The sequence below is a fragment of the Rhizobium sp. LjRoot98 genome, assembly GCF_964252935.1.
GTDB lineage: Bacteria > Pseudomonadota > Alphaproteobacteria > Rhizobiales > Rhizobiaceae > Pararhizobium.
The window spans coordinates 278,848-304,645 of the sequence record NZ_CAXUPW020000007.1; the positions used below are offsets into that span (position 1 = coordinate 278,848).

Consider the following 25,798-nt stretch of genomic DNA (forward strand, 5'->3'; position numbering starts at 1 on the left):
GAAGAGAACTGGTTGCAGTCAGGCGATCTCTGCCTGCAACCGGCCGAATGTCGCGGGCATCAGAGAGTTGATAATGAGCGCGCAACGCTGCAGGTTTGCTGGGGCAGGCGATTTCTACGAAACGCGCATAAGGTGCCGGAATTTTTACGACGGCCGCCTATCTGTGGGTTACCTGCCAACAGGTGTGGCCGTATATGGGCTTCGAAGGCACAAATCGCGGGGAGGAAAGGTGAAAAAACTGGAGGACGATCTAGCGGACGCCGATTACGAGGCGCTGTCCAACCTGCGCTATACGCTTCGCCGCTTTATGTATTTTAGCGCATCGGCGGCGCAGCAGGAAGGCTTGCCTGCGCAACAGCATCAGGCCCTCCTTACGATCCGTGGGCATCGCGGCTTCGAAGCCATGACGATTGGAGCCCTGGCTGAGCGCCTGCTTATTGCGCCGCATTCGGCCACCGAACTTGTTGGAAGGCTCGTCGCTGCGGGATATGTCTCACGGACCACTGATCTCGTAGACAAGAGAAAGCAAACATTAGCGCTGACCGAGAAAGCCGACGCAGTTTTGAAGCGGCTGACAAAAACACACATTGCTGAGATTAAAGAGTTGGCACCACAGCTGATCGACATCCTTCGTGATTTGCAGCGCGATTTGTGACTTCGATACCGCATCCCAAGAGAGAATACGTCCGAAAGCAGGCAAGATCGAAGTATCCGTTCGGATACAATTCGATACCATCGCATCCAAAGAAGGATCTTGGACGATAAAAAATGACGCCGCGGGTGAGGCTGGAGAACCGGAGCCGGCGTAATCTTCACCACTGCCGTGACTGAAGCTGAAATTCTACACGGTCTTCGTTTGCTCCCCCGACGGTCGCTGCCGCATGACTTGGAGGCAGCCATTTTACCAATGTTTTCCGAAAATCTCGCCGGGCGCGTGCTGCAGTTTGACGCGCAGATTGCCGCCATTACCTGTCGCGAAGCGCCGCACTTGTTACCTGGAATGCAGCAGATTTCGAGGGCCTTGCCCTGAGCATCATAAATCCTTGGGAGCTCCGGTGACATCAAGACCTAAGCCAATATCCCGCGAACCCTGAAGCCATGCCGCCTATTGTTTTCCGACCGATATAAGCGCGAAGCAATCAAGGGAAACAAACCTCGCAGTCTCAACTCGCCGCGTTCACGGGTTGGCCAATTCAGGACTGTGGCCCAAGCTATCGAAAATCAGCGCGAAGTCCTCGGGCCGCGTCACGAGGTCCGCCAGCGAATACCGATCCAGAACCGCCAGGAAAGCAGACAGCGCTTCCTTGAGCATACCCGTTAGACGGCAGGCGGGAGCGACGATGCAGTTTCCGCAGTCCACAAGATCGAAACCGCCTTCGGTACGGCGGACGAGTGCGCCAATGTTGATGTCTTCTGGAGGCTTTCCAAGCCGGATACCACCGTTCCGCCCACGAATGCTTTTCAACGTATCCGGACTGGACCAGTTCGGTGACCACCTTCATGAGATGGTTCTGCGAAATCCGATAGGTTTGCGCCACTTCCGCAATCGAGCACAGGCGATCCGGACGTGCTGCCAGATAGAGCAGCACCCGCATCGAGTAGTCGGTGAACAGCGTCAGCTTCATTTGAATTCCCGGAAACGGCGATCGACCATATAATATGCATTTCACTTCTCTATCGGCTTCGTCGCCTCAACCCTCTATGGCGGCCTGCCGTCGCTGGTCCGCAAGCTGCGCCAGCACGCGCCGGAACTCGATATCCAGCTTCTCGAAATGGTCTCGGTGCAGCAGATCCCCGCCTTGAAGGAAGGACGCATCGACATCGGCTTTGGCCGTCTGCGCCACAGCGATCCCAATGTCACCGGCATCGTGCTGCGCGAGGAACGGCTGGTCGTCGCCATTCCCAAGGGCACACCACTCGCCGAAAGCAATGCCCCCCTCCCCATTGTGGCGCTCGCCGACCGGAAGATCATCGTCTACCCGAAGGAGCCGCGGCCGAGCTATGCCGATCAGGTATTGAGCCTTTTGCAAGGCCATGATGCCCGGCCCGCCGAGGTTCACGAGGTCCGTGAAATCGAGACTGCCCTTGGCCTCGTCGCCGCGGATGCAGGCCTGTGCCTGATCCCAGCCTCCGCCCGCCAGATGCGGTCCGACGTGCATTACCGGCCGCTCGCTGGCGACACCTCCCCCTACATCGACCTGGTCAAAAAGCTCATCCAGGAAATGTACGCCGAAAACCCACCGTGGCTGGATACAGAGCACAATTACATACCCTAAGTGCACCGCACATGTCTGTTTGTTCTCGAAAGCCTACGAGCCGCGGCTTGACGGCAGCCGGAATGGTGTTTGAAAGGCATAGGTGCGAGAAACCAGTTCTTACGTTCCACGATCACCTACGCCAGCGCGTTTAAAAATCCGCGCACCAAAGCCAAGGCTATGGCTTCTGTACCGGCTTACCGGAAATCTGGTGCCGGCGTGGTCTATTGGCCTGCGGCTGCAATGGCCAGATCAAGCCGTTCGCGGGCCTTTTTTGGCATTTTGCCGGTCTTGACAGCCTCCAGATTGGTCGGGTCGTCGCCCACGACGATCAAACCGACCATTCCCATTCCGAAATGAGGTGTGCACTTGATAACGTAGTCACCGGCCTGATCGAAAGTCGCCTTGAACGTTTCGTTTATCTTGCTCTTGAACGGCGCAGCCCCCTGCGGGATCATATCTTTCACGGTCTCAGCATTGTGACCTTTATCTGTCGGGATGAACGTTACAGTATCACCGGGGCTTACCTTGATGAAAGCGGGCTCGAACACCATGGCGCCGCTGTCGCCCTTGTTGAGCATATGAACTTCGAAATCCGCGGCAAACCCCGGAACGGCCATCGCGACCAGGATCGCAGCAGCGCCAGCAAGACCGTTGAAAACTCTTAGCATTTCATTTTCCTTTTTCACCGAACCCGGCGGGTCCCATGGGCAAGGAATACGCCCGAATAGGACCTGGCTCTTTGATCGTGATCAAACAGGACCGGTGTTTGGCAGCGTTAATCGCGCGCGCCCTCGGCGAGCGATCTCAGCCCTGAGCTATCGATGACAAGAAGTTTCTGTCTGCCGCCTTCCACAAGCCCGCGCTCTTCCCAGGAGGTCAATATGCGCGAGACCGTGTGGAGAGTCGTGCCGGTCATTTCCGCGATGTCCTGCTTTGTAATCGGGAAATCGATGCGGATACCATGCCCTTCCTGCCGTCCCGCCTGTTGCGAAAGACGCAGGACCGCATGGGCGACGCGGCGCTCGACTTCCTGGGTCGACATTTCGCGGATACGGGTGTGGGCTTCCTCCAGCCGCTGTCCGATTGTCTGCATGGCGCTGACGGCAAGGCGCGGGTTTTGTTCAACGAACTGTGGCCATAAATCGGTTGGCCAACATAGGATGATGCTCTCCGCAGCGGCCTTGGCCGTTCCCGGATAATCCAGCCGCTGCAGCGCTTTGGCAAAACCGAAGAGGTCTCCGGGATGGACGATACGCACGATGATCTGCTGACCGTCCTGCGTCACTTGCGTCACTTTCAGCCGGCCATGCACCAGCAGGAAAAAATTCTCCGCCACCTGCCCCTGCTCGAACACGGCATCGCCCGCCGTCACGCGACGTGCGGTGGCATGGGTGAGCAGTCTGTCAAGGTCCGCGTCGCTTATCCTGTCGAACAGGAGGAGCGACCGGACGACTGTCCGGTCGATTTTCACTGGCAGATCCCTCTCGCACAATACGTGCCATGCCCCTACCACGCCTCTCCTCCAACAGAAAGCAGATCATCTCGCCGCACCGGAAGGCCTATTTCCCGGCACGCCACCACCAACAACGCATGCCAGCGCTTATCCACGTCAAGACGAGCTCGACATTGTCCGGCGGCACGCCAACGGCACAGCCGCACCCTTCGGGTGGGGCATTGTTTCTCACGTTTGAAGGGGCGGTGTACGCCTTGCCCCTTTTTTCCAGAATCACTCGCGCCGACCTCTTTGTGATGCGACAAACGGGATTTTCTCGCAAATGCGGAATCCCGTCAGGCGACCAGCCCCGCTCTTTGCCGTCCCGCAAAGAAGGACCACGCTGATCGGCCTAGGAAAGGATGATAAATGTGAAAGGAAGACGATCATGCCCACCATTCAAAATGCGGAACGCGTCAGACGCGCCGTCCCGCGCGGCCTTTCGCACACTGGTCCGGTGCTGTTTTCCTACGGCTTTCGACCGTTCTTCCTCGGCGCCGGTCTCTGGGCGGTCGGCGCTATGGCGCTCTGGATTGCGGCGATCACCGGACACCTCGACCTTGCCGGAGCTTACGGCGCCCACAACTGGCATGCCCACGAGATGCTCTTCGGCTTCGCCCCGGCGGCACTGGCCGGCTTCCTGCTGACGGCAGTGCCGAATTGGACCGGCCGCCTGCCCGTTTCCGGCTGGCCGCTCGCTTTCCTCTTCGGGCTCTGGTGCGCGGGACGCGTCGCCTTGCTCGCGACAGACATCATCGGCGTCAGCGCGGCCGCTGCGATCGATGGGCTGTTCCTGGCGGCTCTGCTTGCGATTTGCACGCGCGAAATCGTCGCCGGGCGCAAGTGGAAGGACTTGAAGGTGATTGCCGGCCTGCAGGCGCTTACCCTGGCCAACGGTTTCTTCCATGTCGCGGTCATGAATGGCAGCGGTGACCATGTGGCGATCCGGCTCGCTGTCGCGGCCTATGTGGTGCTGGTGATGATCGTCGGCGGCCGCATCCTGCCAAGCTTCACCCGCAACTGGCTCGCAAAGTCCGGCCGCACCAATTTTCCCGTACCCTACAACGGCTTCGACACGGTCGCCATTCTCACAGGCGTTGGCGCGCTCGCCGCATGGACCGTTGCCCCGGAACACCCCGGGACGGCCGGGCTCGGCCTTGCCGTCGCGGTGATACATTGCGTGCGCCTGCATCGTTGGCAAGGGTGGGCAACCCGGCCGGAAAAGCTCCTCCTCATTCTCCATGTCGCCTACGCCTTCGTGCCACTTGGCTTCCTCGCCATCGGGTTGCATGCGCTGGGTCTGATTGAGGAGCGTTCCGTCCTGCATCTGCTGTCGGTCGGCGCAATCGCCGGCATGATGCTGGCCGTCATGACGCGGGCAAGCCTCGGCCACACGGGCCGGCCGCTTCTGGCCTCGCGCATGACCGTTGCGGCCTATGGCGCGCTGATCCTCTGTGCACTTCTGCGCCCTCTCGGTGAAGTATTTCCCGATGTTGCCCCCGTCATCTACGCCGTTTCCGGCCTGCTCTGGATCGCGGCCTTCGGCGTCTTCAGCCTGGAATACGGACCGATCCTCGTTCGCACGCGCCGCACACCGCTGTAAACGCAAGTCAGCCCGGCAAGGCTTCAGGTTTCCACCATCATCTGCGGGGTCCAGGGCGGCTCGTAGGTCAACCGCACGTGCGTATGTTCGATCCCCGGAACATCCGACACGCAGCGTTCGACCGCCTCCTTGAGGAAGGAACTCGCCGGGCATCCCCGCGTCGTCGTGGTCATCGTGATGCGGGCGATGCCGCCCTCCTCCACGGCAATGTCGTAGATCAGGCCGAGATCAACGAGACTGCCTCCGATTTCCGGATCGACGATCATCCGCAGCGCATCGCGGATGGTCGCTTTCAGTGCTTCTTTCTCTTCATCCATCGTCTCACACCTTCGTCGAGCCGGCACGAACGAGGATCCGGTAGGCTTCACCGGTCGCGTCGAAATTACCGGCCCACCGGTATCCACGCTTGGTCAACTCCGGAAACAGGAAAAGCGGCTCGCGGGAGAGGAGCGCGAAGAGAATCTCACCCGGCTCCAGCCGGTCCGCGGCGGCAAGAATACGAACCATAGGCTCGGGCGGATCGAGATCGGCCAGATCCAGGTATGTGGACGGATCTGGCCAGATCTCGGGGCGATCCGTATCGGGCGAAGTCGCAACGGCAATCGTCTCTTTCCGCGGCGTGAACAGCACGTCCCAGTCGCCACCCTCGATCTCGCGGGCTTCGTGGTCAAAGGCGCGGTTGGCCATGACCTGGAATAGAGGCTGCGGGCGGAAGGTGGCGAGCAACCGAAGCCCCTGTCCGGGCCCGAGCCCCTGAACGGCCTCCATAATCGCCTGGAACGGCTCGCCGCCGCTTTGCAGGATGGGCCGTACGTCGAGCACCCTCGGTGCAATCTGGTTTGAAACATCGGACATCGGTCATCTCCATAAAGTGAACATTGGCAGAAAAAGGTTTGGGCGTATCACGCCCGGCGGCACTCGCAACGCTGCCGGCACCGAAGAGAGCCGGCGTGCGCGGACAAACTCCCGCATCACCCCGAGTGTCGCAATCAATTGCAGGAAAACACAGGCACGGAAAAACAGCCCGGCTCCGGCAAAGAGCGCCAATCCGGCAGCGGCCACCGAGCCATAGTAAAGCCAGAACCAGAGGCGCGCTTGCCGCTCGTCCACAAGATCCTGCACACGCGGCACCGGCACCCGACCGAGAACCGGTCCGTAGGTCTCCAGCCACGTCAGGAAGGCAATGATCTTGTAAAGCTGGGCGAGCCCAAGCCCGCTCAGCCAGCCGAAGACGAAGAGATAGACGAGGGCCGCGCTTACCTCGCCTGCCCTCAATTCGGGGAGGTTGAAGAAAAGCACGGAGAGCGTGAGCGCCGCGAAGGCGGCAAAACTAGCATGGATATTGAGCTCCACCTGCTTGCGCTTGCGCGTACGATAAAGCTTCACGACATCGCCGCCATAGAGGAGCACGGCCACAAGCGTAAAGGCCATCGCCACGGAAACCAGCATCTCCGTGCCGGGGAGCGCAAAAACCACGAGCGGAACGCAGCCGGCAACCAGCGCGATCGCAAGGCTGCCCGCCCACCACACTGCCCGGCTCGTTGGCCGCTCCACCTCTGGCGCAAGCAGGAACATGGCAAGCAGGCGATAGCTCACACCGACAGCCGTCAAACTCAACCATCCGCCTAGACCCAGCATTGCATGCAGCGGCACGCCGCCGGTAACGAGCCGGAGCGGCCATGTACCCCCTGTCAGGCCTGACAGGGCAAACGAGAAGACCGCGCCGAGCAGGATCGTGCCCAGTAAAGAAACAAGCCCCACTGCCACGAAACTGGCAGGAAGCGGCAGTGGCCGTGCAGCGATCAGCGTCACCGTGAGAACAGCGGCGATGAGACCAAAACCAAGAACAAGCAGCGCCGCACCAAACGGCAGGAGACCGAGCGCCAGGTCCAACGCACCCGAAAGCGCGACAAAGCCGGCAACGAGACAAAGGAGGCCGACGAGAAGAAGAACAAGGGCCGGGGCCGCAAGCTGCCCACCGACAAGCGAGCGGGCGACCAGCACCGGCACGAACTGCAGCAGCGCACCCACCATCAGCAGGCTCAGCCAGCCGATCGCGATGACGTGGACGAGCACAAGTGTTTCCGGCGCGCTGGCGGCAGCGGCAGGGTAGCCATAACCGGCAAGCATCATGCCCTGGCCTAGGACGAACATCAGGCAGGCGGCGGCGAAATAAGACATGGTCCAGCGGGATAGCGTTCCACCCTGCATCTTGTTTTACCCCCGCCGCCTATCCTTTTGTTTGTCATGCAGCTCCGAATAAAGAGTGCATCGCATTTCACCGAACCTGCTCTGGCTTCAGCGGTTCAGTGGCCTGAACCGCATCAGCTTCCACAGCTAGCGGCGTTCGCAAGCCGGTCGACCTCGACGCGCCAGATCTCCGGCCCCTGCTCGAGATAGTCCCAGCCAAACTGGCCCGGAAAATTCGTATCGAGTTGGGAGCGCAACGGACACGGGTCATGGTCACTGGTGATCAGCATCGAAGTTCCCGGCAAAAGCGCGCCGAGCATGGCGAAAATGCGCGGATGACGTTCACACGGCGGAATGATGCGGACGTCAATGGAAGGCTTGCTCTGTAAATCTGACATGATTTGTGTGCTCCGTCCCTGCCGTTGCGAACCCGTTCCAGACTGGCGCGACCGGAACCAGCCAACGCTAACCGCCCGCACGCCACGCCACTTTGACGGCGCGCAAACAAATCGGGGAATCCGGTTGCCGATTCTCCGCTCCGGGGTTTTCGCAAAAAAGCACGACGCGAGCCTCCAAATCTGGCGTCAAGATTTTGGTCGCGCAATCATCACTTGTTTGTCCTAGATCAACGACCGGCCCGCGCGAACGTTCCAATGCTTCGCTAATGAACCGCGGGATTACCTTGGAATGAAAATCTTTCGTCTTGTCTTTCTGCTCTGTGTCAGCCTCTGCCTTGCGGCCCCGGCCAGCGCCGCATCGATTTTGCAGGAGTATCTGCCTGCGGTGACTGCCTCGGATCTTGTGCCGGATGCGGACGGTTTCGGTGCGGTGCGTGATGATGTGGCGGTGGCCCCGGTGCTGAAGGGCGGCCAGACGGTCGCATGGGTCTTTATCACCTCGGATTTTGTGGGAACGACCGGCTATTCCGGCAAGCCGATCCATACGCTCGTGGCGGTGGACAAGGATGCGAGGATCGTCAACGTCCGGCTGGTGAAACATTCCGAGCCCATCGTCCTCATTGGCATTCCGGATGCGAAGATCAAGGCCCTGGTCGCCGGTTATGCCGGCCTCGACCTCGTCGCCGAGGCGAAATCCGGCGGCACGGGCCATGAGGTAGATATCATCTCCGGCGCGACGGTGACGGTGATGGTGATCGACGATTCGATCGTTCGTTCGGGGCTGAAAGTCGCACGTGCGCTCGGCCTTGGCGGACTGGCTCCGGACGTGGAAAATGCGGGGCCTCGCTTCGAGATCGATCCTGCCGCCGCTTCGCCGGCAGACTGGGTCGAGGCAGAGGGGGATGGCACGCTACGCCGGTTGTCGCTCGACGTGGCGCAGGTAAACGCTGCCTTTGCCGAACATCCCGACGAACGTGCCCGCGAGCGCGCGATTGGGGAACCGCCAGAAACCACCTTCATCGAGATGCAGGCAGCACTGGTCTCCGTTCCCGCTATCGGCAAGGCGCTGCTCGGTCCGGACGAGGTGTCCAACCTTGAGGGATGGCTGGGTGAAGGCGAGAATGCCGTGGCGGTGATGGCGCGGGGGCTCTATTCCTTCAAGGGCTCGGGCTATGTACGTGGTGGCATTTTTGACCGCATCGTACTCATTCAGGACGACGTTTCCGTCCGCTTCCGCGACCGCGACCATCGCCGTCTTGGCGCCATTGCGCTTGCCGGCGCGCCGGAATTCAACGAGATGGACCTGTTCCGCATTCCCGCCGGCCTCGGCTTCGATCCGGCAAAGCCCTTCCGCATCCAACTGTTGGCGCAGCGCGAGGTCGGGCCGATCGAAAAGGTCTTCCATACCTTCGATCTCGGTTACCAGCTGCCACAGAAGTACCTGCGCGCCGTCGCGCCGCCGGCAAAGGCCATCACCACCGTTGCCGAGCCTGACGAGGGGACCGCCCAGGCCGACCTGTGGAAACGCATCTGGAATGACTCGAAGCTGAAGATCGCCGTGCTGGGCGCCATGCTCGTGGTTTTGACCGGGGTGTTCTTCTTCCAGACCTATGCGGTCCTCAACGCGCGGGGCTTCTATATCTTCCGCATGAGCTTCCTGGTGGTGACGCTTTTCTTCCTCGGCTGGTACGCCAACGCACAGCTTTCGGTCGTCAACCTGCTGGCACTGTTTGGCAGTTTCGTGAACGGCTTCAGCTGGCAGGCTTTCCTGCTGGACCCGCTGACCTTCATCCTGTGGTTCTCCCTGGCCGCCGCGTTGCTGTTCTGGGGTCGGGGCGCCTATTGCGGCTGGCTGTGCCCCTTTGGCGCGCTGCAGGAACTGACCAACCAGATCGCGCGCAAGCTGCGCATCCCGCAGTGGACGCTGCCCTGGGGCCTGCATGAACGGCTCTGGCCGATCAAATACATGATCTTCCTCGGACTTTTCGGGGTATCGCTGGTCAGCGTCGAGCAGGCCGAGCATCTGGCCGAGATCGAGCCGTTCAAGACCGCGATCATCCTGAAATTCATCCGCGCCTGGCCGTTCGCAGCCTATGCCGTCGCGCTTTTGGTCGCTGGGCTCTTCGTCGAGCGGTTCTACTGCCGCTACCTCTGCCCGCTGGGCGCGGCGCTGGCGATCCCCGCGCGCATGCGCATGTTCGACTGGCTCAAACGCTACCATGAATGCGGAAATCCCTGCCAGAGCTGCTCCAACCAGTGTCCGGTCCAGGCAATCCACCGGACCGGCGAGATCAACCCGAACGAATGCATCAACTGCCTTCACTGCCAGGTGCTCTACCAGTCCGAAACCATCTGCCCGGTCGTGATCAAGAAAATGAAATCGCGGGCAAAACTGGCCGCGAGCCCCGGCGGCGCCCCAATCCACCAACCCATAGCCAAAGTTTAATTGAACCCAAGGTTTACAAACAGGAGTCCGATTATGGAATCGAAGGAAAACAAAGGATTGAGCCGCCGAGCGCTGTTCAGCGCCACAGCGGGCAGTGCCGTTTTGGCCGGGACGATGGGTCCTGCCGCATTGGGCCTCGGCACAGTGGGGCTGGCGACCCCGGCGCGCGCCGCCACCGGGGCTGACGGATCGGTCGCACCCGGCAAGCTGGACGACTATTACGGTTTCTGGTCCTCGGGCCAGACCGGCGAGATGCGTATTCTCGGCATCCCCTCCATGCGTGAACTGATACGGGTACCGGTGTTCAACCGCTGCTCGGCCACCGGCTGGGGCCAGACCAATGAATCGATCCGCATTCACCAGCGTTCGATGTCGGAAAAGACCAAAAAGCAGCTTGCAGCCAATGGCAAGCAGATCCACGACAACGGTGACCTTCACCACGTCCACATGTCCTTCACCGAGGGCAAATATGACGGCCGCTACCTGTTCATGAACGACAAGGCCAACACCCGCGTGGCGCGGGTGCGCTGTGACGTGATGAAGACCGACGCTATCCTGGAAATCCCCAATGCCAAGGGTATCCACGGCATGCGCCCGCAGAAATGGCCGCGGTCTAACTATGTGTTCTGCAACGGCGAGGACGAAGCGCCACTCATCAATGACGGCTCGACCATGACGGACGTGTCAACCTATGTGAATATCTTCACGGCTGTCGATGCGGACAAGTGGGACGTGGCCTGGCAGGTGAAGGTATCGGGCAATCTCGACAATTGTGATGCCGACTACGAGGGCAAGTGGGCGTTCTCCACCAGCTACAACTCCGAAATGGGCATGACGCTGGAAGAGATGACCAAGTCCGAAATGGACCATGTCGTCGTCTTCAACCTCGCGGAGATCGAGAAGGCAATCGCGGCCGGCCAGTACGAGGAGATCAACGGCGTCAAAGTGGTGGACGGGCGCAAGGAGGCCAAATCCCTCTTCACCCGTTACATCCCGATCGCCAACAACCCCCATGGCTGCAACATGGCGCCGGACAAGAAGCACCTCTGCGTCGCCGGCAAGCTGTCGCCCACCGTCACCGTGCTTGATGTGACAAAGTTCGATGCCATCTTCTACGACAATGCCGAGCCCCGCAGCGCTGTGGTGGCGGAGCCGGAACTGGGCCTCGGTCCGCTTCATACCGCCTTCGACGGACGCGGCAACGCCTACACCTCCCTCTTCCTCGACAGCCAGGTGGTGAAGTGGAACATCGACGAGGCCATCCGCGCCTATGCCGGCGAGAAGATCAATCCGATCAAGGACAAGCTGGACGTTCAGTATCAGCCCGGCCACTTGAAGACGGTGATGGGCGAGACGCTGGATGCCGCTAACGATTGGCTCGTTTGCCTGTGCAAATTCTCGAAGGACCGCTTCCTGAACGTCGGCCCGCTGAAGCCGGAAAACGATCAGTTGATCGACATTTCCGGCGACAAGATGGTGCTGGTGCATGACGGCCCGACCTTCGCCGAGCCACATGACGCAATCGCCGTCGCCCCCTCGATCCTGCCGAACATCCGCTCGGTCTGGGATCGCAAGGATCCGCTATGGGCCGAAACGCGCAAGCAGGCCGAAGCCGACGATGTCGACATCGACGAATGGACCGAGGCGGTGATCCGCGACGGCAACAAGGTTCGCGTCTACATGACCTCGGTCGCGCCGAGCTTCAGTCAGCCGAGTTTCACGGTGAAGGAAGGCGACGAGGTCACGGTGATCGTCACCAATCTCGACGAGATCGATGACCTTACCCATGGCTTCACCATGGGTAATCACGGCGTGGCGATGGAGGTCGGGCCGCAGCAGACGAGTTCCGTCACCTTCGTCGCGGCCAACCCCGGCGTCTACTGGTACTACTGCCAGTGGTTCTGCCACGCCCTGCATATGGAAATGCGGGGTCGCATGTTCGTGGAACCGAAGGGCGCCTGAGCGATGATACGTCTGTCCGTTCTCCTGACCGGCCTTCTTCTCGCGTCGCCGCTTACAGCGGCGGAGCGCGCTGTTGTGCCGGGAACGGGCAGCCTCCCGGCGGCCATCGCCGGGGCTGCCCCCGGCGATGTGCTGAAACTGACCGACGGGGCCTATCGCGGCTCCGTCATCGTCGACCGTCCGCTCACCATTCTCGGCCCCCGCGGAGCGGTGGTGGACGGAGAGGGCCAAGGTAGCGTGATGACGGTTTCCGCGCCGGATGTGACCTTGACGGGCTTTACCGTCATCGGGTCGGGCCGGGTGAACCAGGACCTCGATTCCGGCGTGAAAATCCTTCAGGGCGCCGACCGCGCCCATATCAAAAAGCTACTCGTCACGGGTAACATGCATGGCATCGACGTGCATGGCGGCCGAAACGCCACCGTCGTGCAAAACGAGATCGTCGGAACGAACAGCCCGCGCATGAACGAACGCGGCAACGGCATCTACGTCTGGAATAGCCCCGGCACGCTGCTGGAGGGCAATTCTATCCGTTACGGCCGCGACGGTATCTTCTCCAACGCCAGCTCCGACAGTGTCTATCGCGGTAACATCATGCGCGACCTGCGCTTCGCCGTGCATTTCATGTACACCCGTAACACCGAGGTTTCCGGCAATGTCTCCGTTGGAAACCATCTCGGCTTCGCCATCATGTTCTCCAACCGGGCGAAGATCCTCAACAATCTGAGCCTTGGCGACCGCGAACACGGGCTGATGCTGAACTATGCCAACAATGCCGACGTTACCGGTAACCTCGTGCGCGGCGGTACGAAGAAATGTTTCTTCATCTACAATGCCCACAAGAACCTCATCTGGGACAACCGGTTCGAGACCTGCGGTATCGGCATTCACTTCACCGCCGGCTCGGAGAAGAACGTGCTGACCGGCAATGCCTTCATCGCAAATCGCGAGCAGGTGAAATATGTCGGCACCCGCAACATGGAATGGAGCCATGAGGGTCGAGGCAATTTCTGGTCCGACCATCCTGCCTTCGACCTGAACGGCGACGGCATCGCTGACAGTTTCTACCGCCCCAACGACCTGATGGACCAGATTCTCTGGTCGCAGCCGGCGGCGAGCCTTTTGATCGGCTCGCCCGCCGTGCAACTCGTACGCTGGAGCCAGCGGGACTTTCCCGCCACGCTGCCCGGAGGCGTGCGCGACAGCGCGCCACTGATGCGCCCCCTGACCATATCCGTCCCTCCCGAAATTCTTGGCTCCGAAGCCGAGGCCGCCGGTCGCTGGGCCGAAGGAAATTATGATGACACCGACCCTGACAATCTCTCGGCTCACTAAGCGGTTTCATTCCGTCGAAGCGTTGAAGCAGGTCTCGCTGACGCTTGCGCCGGGAAAACGTGCGGCGCTGCTCGGCCACAACGGCGCCGGCAAATCGACGATGATGAAGATCGTGCTTGGCCTCATTCCTTTCGATGGCGGCGAGGTGTCAGTCTGCGGCGCGCATCCGGGCTCGGCGTCCGCACGGGCGCAGGTTGCCTATCTGCCGGAAAACGTCGCCTTCCATCCCGCCCTCACAGGGGAAGAGCAGCTGCGACACTATCTGGCCCTGCGCGGCGAAAACCCGCGCCAGGCTACGGAGCTTCTGTCCCGCGTGGGTCTGACCCATGCCGCTCGGCGGCGGATCGGCACCTATTCCAAGGGCATGCGCCAGCGCGTGGGCCTGGCCCAGACGCTGATCGGCCGCCCGCGTCTGCTGGTGCTGGATGAGCCGACCTCGGGCCTCGACCCCGTATCGCGACGCGACTTCTACGATCTGCTCGACGGCCTTTCCGCCGAGGGAACCGCGATCCTGCTCTCCTCCCATGTGCTGACCGAGGTGGAAGCCCGCACCGACCGCATCCTCATTCTTTCTGGCGGGGAACTGGTGGCGGAAGGTACGCTTGCGGATTTGCGCACCCGCGCCGCGCTGCCGGTCGCCTTTTCTGTTCGTCCCGCGCCCGGCCATGCGGCTTCCCTGGCGGCGGCTTTTCCCGAAGGCGTGCAAGGGGATGACGGTCTTTTGCGTCTTTCCTGCTCGCAGGCGGAAAAACTGCCGCTCCTCACCCGTATCGCAGCGCTTGAGAGCGCTGTTGCCGATCTCGATGTGATCCCGCCCAGCCTTGAAGACATCTATAGCCATTTCAGCCGGAGGGATGGACAATGAGCCGCATCCTCGCCATCGCGATGAGCGAATTCCGCATCGCCTTCCGCAATCGCTGGGTCTCCATCGCCACCGGAATGATGGTGCTGTTCGCGCTGGTTCTAGCCGCCGCTGGCTCTGCCCCAACGGGCGATGTCGGCGTGGACCGGCTCTCGGTAACCGTTGCGTCCTTGACGTCGCTTGCCGTTTATCTGGTACCGTTGCTGGCGTTGCTGATGAGTTTCGACGCGGTGGCAGGCGAGGTGGAGCGTGGCACGCTGTCGCTTCTGCTCACCTATCCTGTTTCGCGCCTGCAGATCCTGCTCGGCAAGCTGTTGGCCCACCTAGCGATCCTCGGTCTTGCGGTGACGCTCGGCTATGGCGCGGCAGCACTGGCGGCCATCTGGTCAGATCCAGGCGCAATCACAGGGCTTGGCTCGCTGTGGCGGCTGATCTGGTCTTCGATCCTGCTGGGTGCAACCTTCCTCGGTGCGGGCTATGCACTCTCCGCGCTGGCGCGGCGCCCCTCCGGCGCGGCGGGATTGGCCATAGCACTCTGGCTGGTGGCCGTTGTGCTTTACGACCTCGCTTTGCTGGCGCTGATCGTCACGGACGGAGGCGGGGCTTTCACAACGCAGGCCCTGCCTGTGGCACTGCTCGCCAATCCGGCCGACGCCTTCCGCGTCTTCAATCTTTCGGCAGCGGAAGCTGTCTCCGTTGCCGGCGGCATCGGTGGCGCCGCGGGCGCAATCCCCCTCTGGCAATCGGCGGCTTCTCTTCTTTTATGGCCGCTTGCCGCCATCGCATTTGCCGTCGCAGCCTTCCGGAAGGTGATGCCATGAGAATCCGCCTTCGCCCCGTACTGCTCGTAGCAATGCTCGCGCTGTTGTCCGCCTGCAAGGAGGACGTGGCCAACAATACCACGCCGCAGGACCTGACACCCGAGACCCTCGGCCATTACTGCCAGATGAACCTTCTGGAGCATCCCGGACCCAAGGCCCAGGTCTTCCTTGAAGGCAATCCCGCGCCGTTGTTCTTCAGCCAGGTACGCGACGCCATCGCCTATATGCGCGGACCCGAGCAGGTCGCACCAATCCTCGCCGTCTATGTCAATGACATGGGGATTGCCGGAGCAACGTGGGATAAGCCCGGTGACGGCAACTGGATTGCCGCCGACAAGGCATTCTACGTTGTCGATTCCGCGCGGCGAGGCGGCATGGGCGCGCCCGAGACCGTGCCCTTTTCCAGCCGGGAGCGCGCTGCCGCTTTCACCCTGACGGAGGGCGGCCATGTGCTGGCGCTTGCTGATATCACCGATGCCATGGTCCTGGCCCCGGTGGAAACCGATACGGAAATTGCACCTGACGACGATGATTATCTCGGCCGTCTGCGCTCCCTGCCAAATCCAGCCGGAGGTTGACCCATGATGCTGACAAGACGCCGCCTGCTCGCCATTTCCGCCGTTATGGCCGCTCTGCCTGCCGCTGCCCACGCCAAGACGGGAGCCAGCCGGCTCTGGACCGGCCAAGCTCTCGGCGCACGCGCCTCGATCAGGCTCGACCATCCCGAGGCCGAAGCCATCACGACCCGCGTCGTGGCCGAGATCGACAGACTGGAAAACATTCTCAGCCTCTACCGCACGCAAAGCGCGCTTTCCCGGCTGAACAGCGAGGGCCATCTCGACGCCCCGCCCTTCGAACTGCTGGAATGCCTGTCAATCGCCGGCGCCGTTCAGCGAGCGAGCAACGGGCGGTTCGATCCGACCGTGCAACCTCTCTGGATGCTCTGGGCAGAGGCCGCCGCACGGAGCAGCCGGCCCGATGCGCGGGCCATCGAAGAGGCGCGGCGCAAGACCGGCTGGGACAAGGTGAAACTCGACGCTGCGGCGATCACTCTGCAGCCCGGCATGGCGCTGACGCTGAACGGGATCGGTCAGGGCTACGTCGCCGACCGGGTTGCCGTGCTTCTGGAGGCCGAGGGCCTGACCGACATACTGATCGACACCGGTGAGTTACGTGCCCTCGGAGGACGGCCAGAGGGCGGCGAATGGCCGGTGCAACTGGAAACCGGCGAACATTTGGCGTTGCGCCAGCGCGCGCTCGCCACATCCGCTCCTCTGGGCACGACCTTCGATCAGGCTGGAAGAGACGGACATATCCTCGATCCTGAGACAGGAATGCCTGCGCCGGCAAAATGGCGCGCAATTTCGGTATCAGCCCGTTCCGCGGCCATCGCCGATGCACTGTCGACAGCCGCTTGCCTGATGCCCGATGTCGAACCGATCCACGCCATGATGGGCCGCTTTGAACAAGCACGCCTGGAGGTCTGGTCTGCCACATGAGTGGAGGTCTTATGAAGGAGTAATCCCCTCGTTTTTAACGGGCCTGCACAGCATTGTTCGTTGATAAAAGTGGCCACAGCATTGAACAAAACGAGCCACGCCGGCTTTTTTCGTGGCGCCGTAAAGTTAGCCGGTCGGCGATCGAGCCGTGCGACCTTGTAGCGTGACACACGTTGCTCGATCCTCTTTATCACCGCACCAGTTTCCGGGTGCGGTGTCAGCACTATTCCACCAGCCGGATACCGCGGCCGCCGGACAGCCCGGTGGGTATAAAATCATTCCCGTCTTGCGTCGGTTTCTTGACGAGCGCGGTGCCCGATACATAAAGGTTCAACACTTTGGCGATCAGCGCCGTATAGCTCGATTCCGTATTGAGGCTGCCGCTGACGTTCCAGTCGATTACCGCGTATGGCAGGTAGATCAGGCCATTGTAGAAGCTACCCGCAGATGTGTTGATACGGAATTGCACATTGCCATCCATTGCCTTGCGCCCTTGAAACATCAGGATACCGGCATGCTCACCCTTGGTCGGAGCCGATACTTGCAGGATCGCGGCACCGTTTAACAGCAATGGTGACTGTGCATCTTCGAAATAGAACTGCACGTCCTTTCCTGTCACCCTGGCGGATGTGTTCAAGGTGAAGGCACCGTCTCGAAAACCGTATACGCCAGGCTTCAGCGTAACCTCGTCGGCGGCGTTCACCGTCAGGCCACCACAATATACACCCGGTTCAATTGACATCTTTGCCTGACTGTTGATCGTCTTCAGGCCGTTCGAGGTACAAACCGTTCGCGCATCTGGCTCAGGCATGCCAGCCAGAGGATCGGGGACAACGGGAGAGCCATCCACAGGCGGCGGCGAGATCATTTTGCCTGACCCAAGCTTGGACTTGCCGTTGACCGCGATCGACGGTGCAGAGAACTTGCCCTGATTTTCAATGTAGAACGCCCGTTGCGTATGCGACGAGTTCACCTGAAAACCGCACTCATTGATCACCGAGTTCGCATTCACGGAGTTAGGTTTGATTTGCTTCCCGCTTTTCAAACACGATGGTGACTTGCATCCCCATCCCGGACGCCGTTTCTACCTGAACGTCCGCCTTGGCGTTATGCTTGATCGACTGCACGATCATCGCACTGAGCTTACCGCGACGCGGCCAGTCGGACGGATTGCTGAGACCGATGCCATTGTCTGCCACCGAGATCCTGCAGCCTGTATCATCCACCACGCAGCGCAAGACGATCTCACCGCCATCACGGTCCTTGAATGCGTGTTTAAGGGCGTTCGTCATTAGCTCGTTGACGACCAAACCGACAGGCATCGCAATGTTGACGGAGACGGGCCAGGTGTCGACTTTCAAATCGAGCCGAATACCCGGAACCGCATGCGCGGCCATAACCGCCGAAGCAATCTGGCTGACATATATCCCGAGATCGACCGTCTCATCCGCGTTGGTATCGGAAAGGGAACGGTAGAGGATCGCCAGCGCGTCCACTCGACCCGCGAGTCGGTTGAAGCGCTCGCCTTCCTCCGGATGTTGAGCGTTGCGGGCTTCCATACGGATCAGCGCTGTAATCATCTGGAGATTGTTTTTGACCCTATGCTGCAACTCTTTGAGAAGCACGTCCTTTTCCGCCAGCGTGCTGGCCAGATCAGTCCCGGTCTGGCCACTATTCGTGGTCGCGATGGCCACAAGACGAAAGAGTGGGGCGCCAGCGTCATTGACGATTGTATTCGACCACGCGTCAATGTGCGACTGCGGCTCCGTATGGAAGGGTGTCGCAAACACCCCGAGATACTCCTCGCCGGCCACAATGGCACTTGCGAGGTCTTGATCTCCACTCAGAGAGCGCGCCAGAGGGAGCGAGGACCATGGCTTACCCTGCAGCTCCTCAGCTGAAGCCGCCATCAGGCGCTCGAACTCGATATTGGCGTATACCAGCACCTCCTGCGGCGCGAGTTCCGCCACCGCTACACCGAACGGGACATGATCAAGGAATTGCCGGAAGCGGTCATCGTCCAACGCCTCACCAAGATGGGGAAGGTCGGCCACAGTCTCAGGGCTCATCGGCGATTCTTCAGCAGTCATTTGCAACTCACAGCCATTTATCGTCCGGTACTTAGCATGCCGGATGGCGCGGATCCAAAGGATTCGGATTGCGGAATGCCACGCCAGTGAAGCCGCTGTTTGACCAGCCTTGGTCAGTCATCCGTCGCCTCGCTGCCAGTCGGCCTTGCGAGCCCACATGAGAATTCACTTCTCAGCAGTTTCAACGCCTGCAGAGATGCGCATCCTCATCAAGCGCGGTCGTAGGTAAAGGACGTTAGGAGGGTCGTCACGAAGTTGCTGGCCCGTTCCTTGACCAACACCTCGGTCCATTCATCGGTGCCGCGAAGTCGCAAATCCGTGTGGATGCTGTCCACCGCCGCTTCTTCGATCCGCTTGATATGTGTGTTAAATGCAGCCTCGCCGCCGGCGTGATACATGTCTCTGATGATCATGCGCAGGATTTCCTGGATCGCAATTTGCCAGGCCGTGTTGATCGCCTGCAGTTCGTTTGTATCGGGTGCCATAAAAGGTTCCTGAAAAAGCGTGAATTGGGGCATGACGATGTCACGATCTGATCTGTTGCACAGACCAACCCTTTAGAAGGTGGACGCCTAAATGCTAGACCTGCCGGGCCTTTCGTGCGGCGTAGCGTCTGTCTCGTTCAGCCTTGCGGGCGGGCTCGTCTTCAACAACTCGTGATATCCGGGCGTTTTCGGCCAGTTGTCGCGCCTCGATCTCGGCTGTCGCCGCGGCCTCGAGGACTGCTTGCTCTTGAGCCGCAAGGGACTCAATACGGGAGCGCTCCTCCTGCTTCAGTCGTTCCCGTTCTGCACGGCGCGCTTCACGAGCTTCAACAAGCGAGATGCGCTCGGCCTGCCTAGCGGATTGCGACGGCTCGTTTGCCGTCTTTGCTGCGCGGTAGGCAATGAGAAGGGATGCCTTGGCATCCCCCGCAGCGGAGCGTCCATCGGTGAATTCGTTGTTTCTAGCGTTTCTCAAATCAATATCCTGACTATTGCGTTTCGGATGTTCAGCTGGCCTTGGATCGTTTGGCAAGCAGCGCGGATGTTGCGGACATCCGGTCGGCTTGCTCCTTAGCGAGCCGCGCTTCGCGCAACCTGACTGTCTTGGCATCGCGCGCCTGAGCCACGGATTCGAGTTCTTCCGCAGCATTGTTCTTGGCGAAGAACTCCGTCTGAAGACTGCCGAAGGCGGTCTCGGCCTGCTGGCGAGACTTGCTGTATGTCTCTGTCATTGGATATCCTCAATGTTGGCTATGAGGCCAAAACGAAAAAGGCCAGGCGATCTGCCTGGCCTCAAACTGATAATTGCTTCCGGCAGTGCCAGTACATCCGTGGTCAAAGGGAAGCAGAGATCGATTTAAGCGTTCTGGAGATTACAAGCGGACATCTTTCCCGACTTGTTGTCCCGCTCGAGATCGTAGCCAATCTTCTGGCCTTCGACGATTTCGCGCATTCCGGCGCGCTCGACGGCAGAGATGTGAACGAAGGCGTCAGCGCCGCCGTTGTCAGGTTGGATGAAGCCGAAGCCCTTGGTGGAATTGAACCATTTTACTGTGCCAGTGGTCATGATGAACCCTTTCAAAGCATAGAGAGAGGATCCGCGAAGCAGCGCTCCGAGGACGGTTGTAACGACTATTTTTGAGAGAGAAGTTCGTTTAGAACGCGGTGCCAGTCGCGTGGTAACCAAAGCTCGGCAAGCAAAAGATCGATAAGCACTCTATACGTCAGGATACAGCGTTCGTCAACGCTTAGTTTTCGACGAACGCACCTTTCTCCTTTTGGTTGTCCTCTCGTAGAAAACCCGCGTCCGGCATCGCTTTAAACCGACGCCCCTTACCGGACCGCCTCCAGAGCTCGTTTAAGATCATTGATACCGTGCGGCTTCATTAGCAAGGCCGTCCGTGACTGATCGACAAGTTGCGGGCCGTGGCTTGCGCCCGTCGCAAACACGATGCCAATCTCAGGCCAGCGTTGCCTGACAACCTGGCAGAACTTTTCCCCCGACATTCCCGGCAGTCCAAGATCCGTCACCAGAACGTCGAAACCACCCTGCTCCAACAAGGGCAGCGCTTCTTCCGCCGATCCGGCTTCCAACACGTCGACGCCGAGATCTGCCAGCATGTCGGCACTCGCCATCCGGATCAACGGATCGTCCTCGACGAGAAGCACACGAGATGTAGTTTGCGCTACCGGTCTGGGCGTAGATGTGGACACTTGGTCCTGGCGCTCCTGAGCTACCCCGCGCTGCTTCTCATTGTTGAGGACATGGCGGATCTTGCGGGCCAGCGCTTCGCGCGTATAGGGTTTTGACAACAGCTGCACACCTGCGTCGAGACGCCCTCCATGGACGATCGAGTTTTCCGTGTAGCCGGATGTGAACAACACAGCGAGGTGCGGCAAACGTTCCTTTGCCTTCTTTGCCATCTCGCTGCTTTTTAGAGGCCCCGGCATGACGACATCGGTGAACAGCATGTCGATCTGAATGCCGCTTTCGATGATGCTGAGGGCGGCCGCGGCATCGTTCGCCTTCAGGACCCGGTATCCGAGCTCTTGCAGCATCTCGATTACGGTCGTGCGGACGCCTTCGTCATCCTCGGCAACCAGAATGGTCTCTTGGCCGCCCTCCACGGGGCCTTCGGACAATGCGACTTCGACGTCTTCCTGCTGGACGGACCGAGGGAGATACATCTTCACCGTGGTACCCTGCCCGGGCTCGCTGTAAATTTTGACATGCCCTCCCGTCTGCTTGACGAAGCCATAGACCATGGAAAGACCAAGTCCCGTCCCTTTGCCTTCAGGCTTGGTGGAAAAGAACGGCTCGAAGACTTTCTCGATCAGTTCCGGTGACATGCCGGTTCCAGTGTCGGTGACAGATAAAGAGACGTATTGACCGGCTTCGACCTCCTGGTGCTGACGGGCATAGGCATCGTCTATGTAGGCGTTACCAGCCTCGATCGTCAGCTTTCCAAACCCGTCCATGGCATCGCGCGCGTTGATTGCGAGATTGAGCACGGCATTTTCAATCTGCATCGGGTCGATAAGTGTATTCCACAACCCGCCCGATACTACGGTTTCGACCTCGACGCCCTCTCCAATCGTGCGTCGCAGCATCTCGTCCATCCCCTGGATGAGACGCCCGACATTGACAACGCGCGGGTCAAGGGCCTGCCTGCGTCCGAAGGCGAGCAGCTGCGATGCAAGCTTTGATCCGCGATTAACGCCGGCCAGAGCGTTCGAGATTTTTCGCTCTGCCTTATCGTTGCCGGCAACATCCTTGACCAGCAGCTGGAGATTGCCGGCAACCACCTGTAGGAGGTTGTTGAAATCGTGGGCCACACCACCCGTCAGATTGCCGATGGCTTCCATCTTCTGTGCTTGCTGCAGCGCGAGCTCGGTCTTGCGAAGGGCCGCGGCGGCTTCACGTTCCTCGGTCACGTCGCGTCCGACCGCATGAATATAATCGTCGTCAGGAACGGCCGTCCACGAAATCATCCGGTAGCCGCCATCCCTGGCCTGGTATCGGTTCTCGAAGGAGAATGTTGTCGCGCCCTCGCTGAGTTTGCCGACTTCCGCCAGTGTCGCCTGAATATCATCCGGGTGGATCAGGTCCATGAAGGATCGCCCGACCATGTCCGACTCCTCCCAGTCGAATACGGTTTTCCACGCTGGATTGACAGCAGTAATCCTCGCACCGAAGTCTGCCACGAGCATGATGTCGGTCGATAGCCGCCACATTCGGTCGCGGTCCGCCGTCCGCTCCGTTACCCTTTGCTCGAGCGTTTCGTTCAGCTCTTCGAGTCTGGCGCGTGCATCGCGCTGGTCTTCGATGTCCGTGTTCGTCCCAACCCAACGAATGATGCTTCCACCATCATCTCGAACGGGTACCGCGCGGACGATGTGCCAGCGATAGCGCCCGTCAGACCGCCTGAGCCGGACCTCCGTTTCGTAGTCGTGACCAGAGAGCAGCGCTGATTGCCAGCGTTCTGCGACACTGGCCACGTCTTCCTCGTGAACGATGCTTGTCCACAGCGCGCCGTCCAGCTCACCCGGGCGGGCACGTGCGTACTCGTAGACCCGCTCGTTAAACCAGTCGAGTTGGCCGTCGGGCGTTGCCGTCCAGACGTGGTTGGGTATCGCTTGAGCCAGGGCTCGAAAGCGCGCTTCGCTGTTCTTCAGGTCTCGCCGAATCTTGCGCTCATCCGTCACATCCTGGACGACACCTACGAAGCGGATAGGCTTTCCTGCAGGATCGAACTCGAATTCGCCGCGGCGGGCGATCACGCGCTTCTGGCCGTTATCGGCCCGTCGGATCCGGTATTCGACATTGAGCGGCGACTGACCGGTGCGGCGTGTCCTGGCGTTGGAGCCGATCTCCTTATCCTCATCGAAGACGAGCGCCTCGACCGTCGAGATATCGACCGCCTTCGCCTCGGAGAGCCCATAGATCTTGCAGAATTCCGGCGTTGGCGTCAGGATGTTGGTCTCGATGTCGAGGGAAAATACCCCGACCTTTCCAGCTTCTTGCGCCCGGCGCAGCCTCGCGTCCGCCTCCTCCAGCGCCTGCTCCGCCAGATGCTGGCTAGTCTGGTCACGCAAGACCTTGACCAGACCGATCGGATGACCGTCTTCATCGCGGATGATCGGGCTGATCTCGCCGCTCGCCCAGAACCGCTCGCCAGACTTTCGAACATGCCAGCGATCGTGATGGGCAGTCCCCAGCTGCAAGGCAGCTTCCATCGCCTCTCGCGGCCGGTTTGCTGCCCGGTCATCGGGCGTGAACAGCATCTCCCAGTGGATCCCGACCGCTTCCTGTTCCGTCCAACCGAAGATGTGCCGAGCGCCTTCGTTCCAGCGAAGGATACGTCCGTTCATATCCAACGCCATAATGGCGTAGTCGACCGCCCCATCGAGGATCTGGCGGCTTTGCCGCTCACTGTTTGTCAGTGCTTGTTCGGCGATTACGCGGTCAGTGACATCAGAACCTTGCGCAAAAATGCCGACGACAGCGCCATCTGGATCCAAAACGGGCTGATAAATCAAATCAATGTATTTGCGCTCAACCTGGGCACCGACTTCTGATTGCAGGTCGACGGGAAGCGCTTTGCCTTCGTATGGCACGCCGGTGGAATAAACCTCGTCCAGGATCTCGAAGTAGCCCTGGCTTTGCAGGTCTGGCAAAGCCTCCCGCACAGACCGGCCGACGACATCGGGACGGCCGACGAGCCGCTGGTATGCGGCGTTGGTCAACTCGAAAACATGGTCCGGGCCTTGCATCATCGCGACGAAGCCGGGGGCCTGTTCAAACATACGACGAAGACGGTTCTGCTCGTCCTGGCGCCAGCGTTCTGCTTCGACCTTGGCCGTCGTCTCGATAACGATCGCTATCACTCCGCACGGCGTACCGCTTTCGTCCATGACAGGCGAGTAGTCTAGGTTCATGAACACTGGCTCGGGCTTTCCGCTCCGATGGAGGGTTAATTCCTGGTCTTCGTAAGCCAATGTCCTTCCGGCGAGGCACACTTTCATGACGTTGTCGTTGAAGGCTGCGACCTCAGGCCACCCTTCACGGACCTTCGACCCGAGTAGTGCAGGATGGCGGCCGCCGGCGAAAACGGCATAGGCGTCATTATAGATCATGATCCCGTCCTCGCCCCAAAGGGTGACGATCGGGACAGGTGATTGAAGGATTGTCGCTGTCGTCACCCTCGCCGCTTGCGGCCAGCGAGAGGGAGGCCCGAGCGAGGTCTTCGACCAATGGAAGGCACGGATCAAGCCTGCAAGGTTGCCCTGGTGGGCAAGGAAATCGAAATCGTCGGACATTGCGGGACCATTCAAATGTTTTCGGCAAATGTAGGCATAACATCGCTTTAGGGAAGCACGTTTCTTCACGTATGGGGCGGAAATTTTGCTTGCCTGCGGTCAAGCCCGCGGGGCCACGGTTCGCTCCCCGATCATTCTTCGAAATCGGTACCGTCAATGTCGTATCGCAAGTTCCTAAACGATACTTCTGTCGCCGCATGAACGCCCAATCGATTGGGTCCAACAGCACCTTGGTGAACAAGTCTGAGAACAGTGGGGATTTTCTCGTAAGCCGACGGCGTCATCAAGAACTGAAAGCATGGCATGAATAGCCCCTAGATTTGTAGACGCCTTCTTTCCTAATTTTGAGGCAGGAAGAGCATCATGAGCAAATCGAATTTCAGCGAAGATTTTAAGCGCGACGCTGTGCGTCAGATCACGGAGCGAGGCTATCCGGTTGCGGAGGTTTCTCAGCGCCTCGGCGTGAGCCAGCATTCCCTGTATGAGTGGAAGAAGAAGTTTGCCGCGTCGAACGCCAAAGGCAACGACGAGGCCGAGGAGATCAGGCGGCTGAAGAAGGAACTGGCTCGCGTCACCGAAGAGCGAGACATCCTAAAAAAAGCGGCCGCGTATTTCGCCAGGGATGCAAAGTGAAGTACGCGTTCATTGCCCTGCATCGCTTGCAGTTTTCGGTGCGGACGATGTGCCGTCTCCTGCGGGTTCACCCGAGTGGATTTTACACCTGGCTGAAGAACCCGCTGAGCAGGCGAGCCAACGAGGACAGGCGACAGACCGATTTGCTCCTGAAGGCATGGGAAGAGAGCGGCAAGGTCTACGGTTATCGCAAGCTGCACGACGATCTTCTCGATCAGGGAGAGATGTGCTGCCCGAACCGGGTCGCGCGTCTGACGCGTCTCGCCGGGATCAAGGCGCAGATCGGTTACAAACGCCGTCCCGGCATCTATGGCGGCAGGCCTGCCGTCACTATCGACAACACACTCGATCGGCAATTTGACGTCGCGGCTCCGGACAAGGCCTGGGTCACGGACATCACCTACA

General features: G+C 60.1%; 24 protein-coding genes and 2 pseudogenes. 11 read left to right on the forward strand and 15 right to left on the reverse strand.

Going from position 1 to position 25,798, the window contains the following annotated elements:
• Positions 1-229 precede the first annotated feature (229 nt).
• Complete coding sequence (locus ACSQ3J_RS21985; protein ID WP_436040241.1) at positions 230-655, forward strand: MarR family winged helix-turn-helix transcriptional regulator; 426 nt, start codon at positions 230-232, stop codon at positions 653-655.
• A 522-nt stretch (positions 656-1,177) separates the two neighbouring features.
• On the opposite strand, the gene ACSQ3J_RS21990 is transcribed toward ACSQ3J_RS21985, so the two are convergent.
• The gene (locus ACSQ3J_RS21990; protein ID WP_436040243.1) at positions 1,178-1,465 is read right to left on the reverse strand and encodes an Rrf2 family transcriptional regulator; all 288 of its coding nucleotides are present in this window, start codon (positions 1,463-1,465) and stop codon (positions 1,178-1,180) included.
• Positions 1,466-1,517: 52 nt separating this feature from the next.
• Positions 1,518-1,625: pseudogene (locus ACSQ3J_RS21995) on the reverse strand (Rrf2 family transcriptional regulator); the annotation flags it as partial.
• Between the two features lie 51 nt (positions 1,626-1,676).
• Between ACSQ3J_RS21995 and ACSQ3J_RS22000 the strand changes: the two are divergent.
• On the forward strand, positions 1,677-2,276 hold the full coding sequence (locus ACSQ3J_RS22000) for a LysR substrate-binding domain-containing protein (protein WP_436040296.1): 600 nt from the start codon (positions 1,677-1,679) through the stop codon (positions 2,274-2,276).
• Between the two features lie 203 nt (positions 2,277-2,479).
• Here ACSQ3J_RS22000 and ACSQ3J_RS22005 read toward each other — a convergent pair whose 3' ends face one another.
• Both ACSQ3J_RS22005 and ACSQ3J_RS22010 read right to left on the reverse strand, forming a co-directional pair.
• A complete protein-coding gene (locus ACSQ3J_RS22005) occupies positions 2,480-2,926 on the reverse strand; it encodes a pseudoazurin (RefSeq protein ID WP_436040245.1) in 447 nt (148 codons plus the stop codon).
• Positions 2,927-3,033: 107 nt separating this feature from the next.
• Positions 3,034-3,729 carry a Crp/Fnr family transcriptional regulator gene (locus tag ACSQ3J_RS22010; RefSeq protein ID WP_436040247.1) on the reverse strand — a complete coding sequence of 232 codons (696 nt, stop codon included), beginning with the start codon at positions 3,727-3,729 and terminating at the stop codon, positions 3,034-3,036.
• A 409-nt stretch (positions 3,730-4,138) separates the two neighbouring features.
• Between ACSQ3J_RS22010 and ACSQ3J_RS22015 the strand changes: the two genes are divergently transcribed.
• Positions 4,139-5,353 carry an NnrS family protein gene (locus ACSQ3J_RS22015; protein WP_436040249.1) on the forward strand — a complete coding sequence of 405 codons (1,215 nt, stop codon included), beginning with the start codon at positions 4,139-4,141 and terminating at the stop codon, positions 5,351-5,353.
• Between the two features lie 23 nt (positions 5,354-5,376).
• On the opposite strand, the gene ACSQ3J_RS22020 is transcribed toward ACSQ3J_RS22015, so the two are convergent.
• From ACSQ3J_RS22020 to ACSQ3J_RS22035, 4 genes are all read right to left on the reverse strand, one after another.
• Positions 5,377-5,670 (reverse strand): metal-sulfur cluster assembly factor, encoded by a 294-nt coding sequence (locus ACSQ3J_RS22020; RefSeq protein WP_436040251.1) that lies wholly within the window; start codon positions 5,668-5,670, stop codon positions 5,377-5,379.
• Positions 5,671-5,674: 4 nt separating this feature from the next.
• Positions 5,675-6,208: a DUF2249 domain-containing protein gene (locus ACSQ3J_RS22025; RefSeq protein WP_436040253.1), complete on the reverse strand. Its 534-nt coding sequence runs from the start codon at positions 6,206-6,208 to the stop codon at positions 5,675-5,677.
• A 3-nt stretch (positions 6,209-6,211) separates the two neighbouring features.
• Entirely contained in the window at positions 6,212-7,564 is a 1,353-nt protein-coding gene (locus ACSQ3J_RS22030) for a hypothetical protein (protein WP_436040255.1), read from the reverse strand.
• 113 nt (positions 7,565-7,677) lie between these two features.
• Positions 7,678-7,941, reverse strand: coding sequence for a DUF2249 domain-containing protein (locus ACSQ3J_RS22035; protein WP_060504309.1), 264 nt, complete (start codon positions 7,939-7,941; stop codon positions 7,678-7,680).
• Between the two features lie 289 nt (positions 7,942-8,230).
• Between ACSQ3J_RS22035 and ACSQ3J_RS22040 the strand changes: the two genes are divergently transcribed.
• From ACSQ3J_RS22040 to ACSQ3J_RS22070, 7 genes are read left to right on the forward strand one after another with little or no spacing between them, the layout of a single operon-like run.
• A complete protein-coding gene (locus ACSQ3J_RS22040) occupies positions 8,231-10,387 on the forward strand; it encodes a 4Fe-4S binding protein (protein WP_436040257.1) in 2,157 nt (718 codons plus the stop codon).
• 33 nt (positions 10,388-10,420) lie between these two features.
• Positions 10,421-12,349 (forward strand): TAT-dependent nitrous-oxide reductase, encoded by a 1,929-nt coding sequence (gene nosZ / locus ACSQ3J_RS22045; RefSeq protein WP_436040259.1) that lies wholly within the window; start codon positions 10,421-10,423, stop codon positions 12,347-12,349.
• A 3-nt stretch (positions 12,350-12,352) separates the two neighbouring features.
• Complete coding sequence (locus tag ACSQ3J_RS22050) at positions 12,353-13,684, forward strand: nitrous oxide reductase family maturation protein NosD (protein ID WP_436040261.1); 1,332 nt, start codon at positions 12,353-12,355, stop codon at positions 13,682-13,684.
• On the forward strand, positions 13,650-14,549 hold the full coding sequence (locus ACSQ3J_RS22055) for an ABC transporter ATP-binding protein (protein WP_436040263.1): 900 nt from the start codon (positions 13,650-13,652) through the stop codon (positions 14,547-14,549). Before ACSQ3J_RS22050 ends, ACSQ3J_RS22055 begins: the two co-directional genes overlap by 35 nt.
• Positions 14,546-15,367, forward strand: coding sequence for an ABC transporter permease (locus tag ACSQ3J_RS22060; RefSeq protein WP_060504304.1), 822 nt, complete (start codon positions 14,546-14,548; stop codon positions 15,365-15,367). Before ACSQ3J_RS22055 ends, ACSQ3J_RS22060 begins: the two co-directional genes overlap by 4 nt.
• Positions 15,364-15,945, forward strand: coding sequence for a nitrous oxide reductase accessory protein NosL (locus ACSQ3J_RS22065; RefSeq protein WP_436040265.1), 582 nt, complete (start codon positions 15,364-15,366; stop codon positions 15,943-15,945). Before ACSQ3J_RS22060 ends, ACSQ3J_RS22065 begins: the two co-directional genes overlap by 4 nt.
• A gap of 3 nt (positions 15,946-15,948) precedes the next feature.
• Complete coding sequence (locus ACSQ3J_RS22070; protein ID WP_060504302.1) at positions 15,949-16,866, forward strand: FAD:protein FMN transferase; 918 nt, start codon at positions 15,949-15,951, stop codon at positions 16,864-16,866.
• A gap of 223 nt (positions 16,867-17,089) precedes the next feature.
• Here ACSQ3J_RS22070 and ACSQ3J_RS22075 read toward each other — a convergent pair whose 3' ends face one another.
• From ACSQ3J_RS22075 to ACSQ3J_RS22105, 7 genes are all read right to left on the reverse strand, one after another.
• Positions 17,090-17,911 (reverse strand): hypothetical protein, encoded by an 822-nt coding sequence (locus ACSQ3J_RS22075; RefSeq protein ID WP_436040267.1) that lies wholly within the window; start codon positions 17,909-17,911, stop codon positions 17,090-17,092.
• Positions 17,883-18,962 (reverse strand): sensor histidine kinase, encoded by a 1,080-nt coding sequence (locus ACSQ3J_RS22080; protein WP_436040269.1) that lies wholly within the window; start codon positions 18,960-18,962, stop codon positions 17,883-17,885. The genes ACSQ3J_RS22075 and ACSQ3J_RS22080 overlap by 29 nt, the downstream gene beginning before the upstream one ends.
• A gap of 203 nt (positions 18,963-19,165) precedes the next feature.
• Positions 19,166-19,441 (reverse strand): hypothetical protein, encoded by a 276-nt coding sequence (locus ACSQ3J_RS22085; RefSeq protein ID WP_060504299.1) that lies wholly within the window; start codon positions 19,439-19,441, stop codon positions 19,166-19,168.
• Between the two features lie 94 nt (positions 19,442-19,535).
• The gene (locus ACSQ3J_RS22090; protein ID WP_436040271.1) at positions 19,536-19,916 is read right to left on the reverse strand and encodes a DUF6481 family protein; all 381 of its coding nucleotides are present in this window, start codon (positions 19,914-19,916) and stop codon (positions 19,536-19,538) included.
• A gap of 31 nt (positions 19,917-19,947) precedes the next feature.
• Positions 19,948-20,172, reverse strand: coding sequence for a hypothetical protein (locus ACSQ3J_RS22095; RefSeq protein ID WP_436040273.1), 225 nt, complete (start codon positions 20,170-20,172; stop codon positions 19,948-19,950).
• Positions 20,173-20,297: 125 nt separating this feature from the next.
• Entirely contained in the window at positions 20,298-20,507 is a 210-nt protein-coding gene (locus ACSQ3J_RS22100; protein ID WP_056540424.1) for a cold-shock protein, read from the reverse strand.
• A gap of 266 nt (positions 20,508-20,773) precedes the next feature.
• A complete protein-coding gene (locus ACSQ3J_RS22105) occupies positions 20,774-24,760 on the reverse strand; it encodes a PAS domain S-box protein (RefSeq protein ID WP_436040275.1) in 3,987 nt (1,328 codons plus the stop codon).
• A gap of 363 nt (positions 24,761-25,123) precedes the next feature.
• On the opposite strand from ACSQ3J_RS22105, the pseudogene ACSQ3J_RS22110 reads away from it, so the two are divergent.
• Positions 25,124-25,798, forward strand: a pseudogene (locus ACSQ3J_RS22110) (IS3 family transposase); the annotation flags it as partial.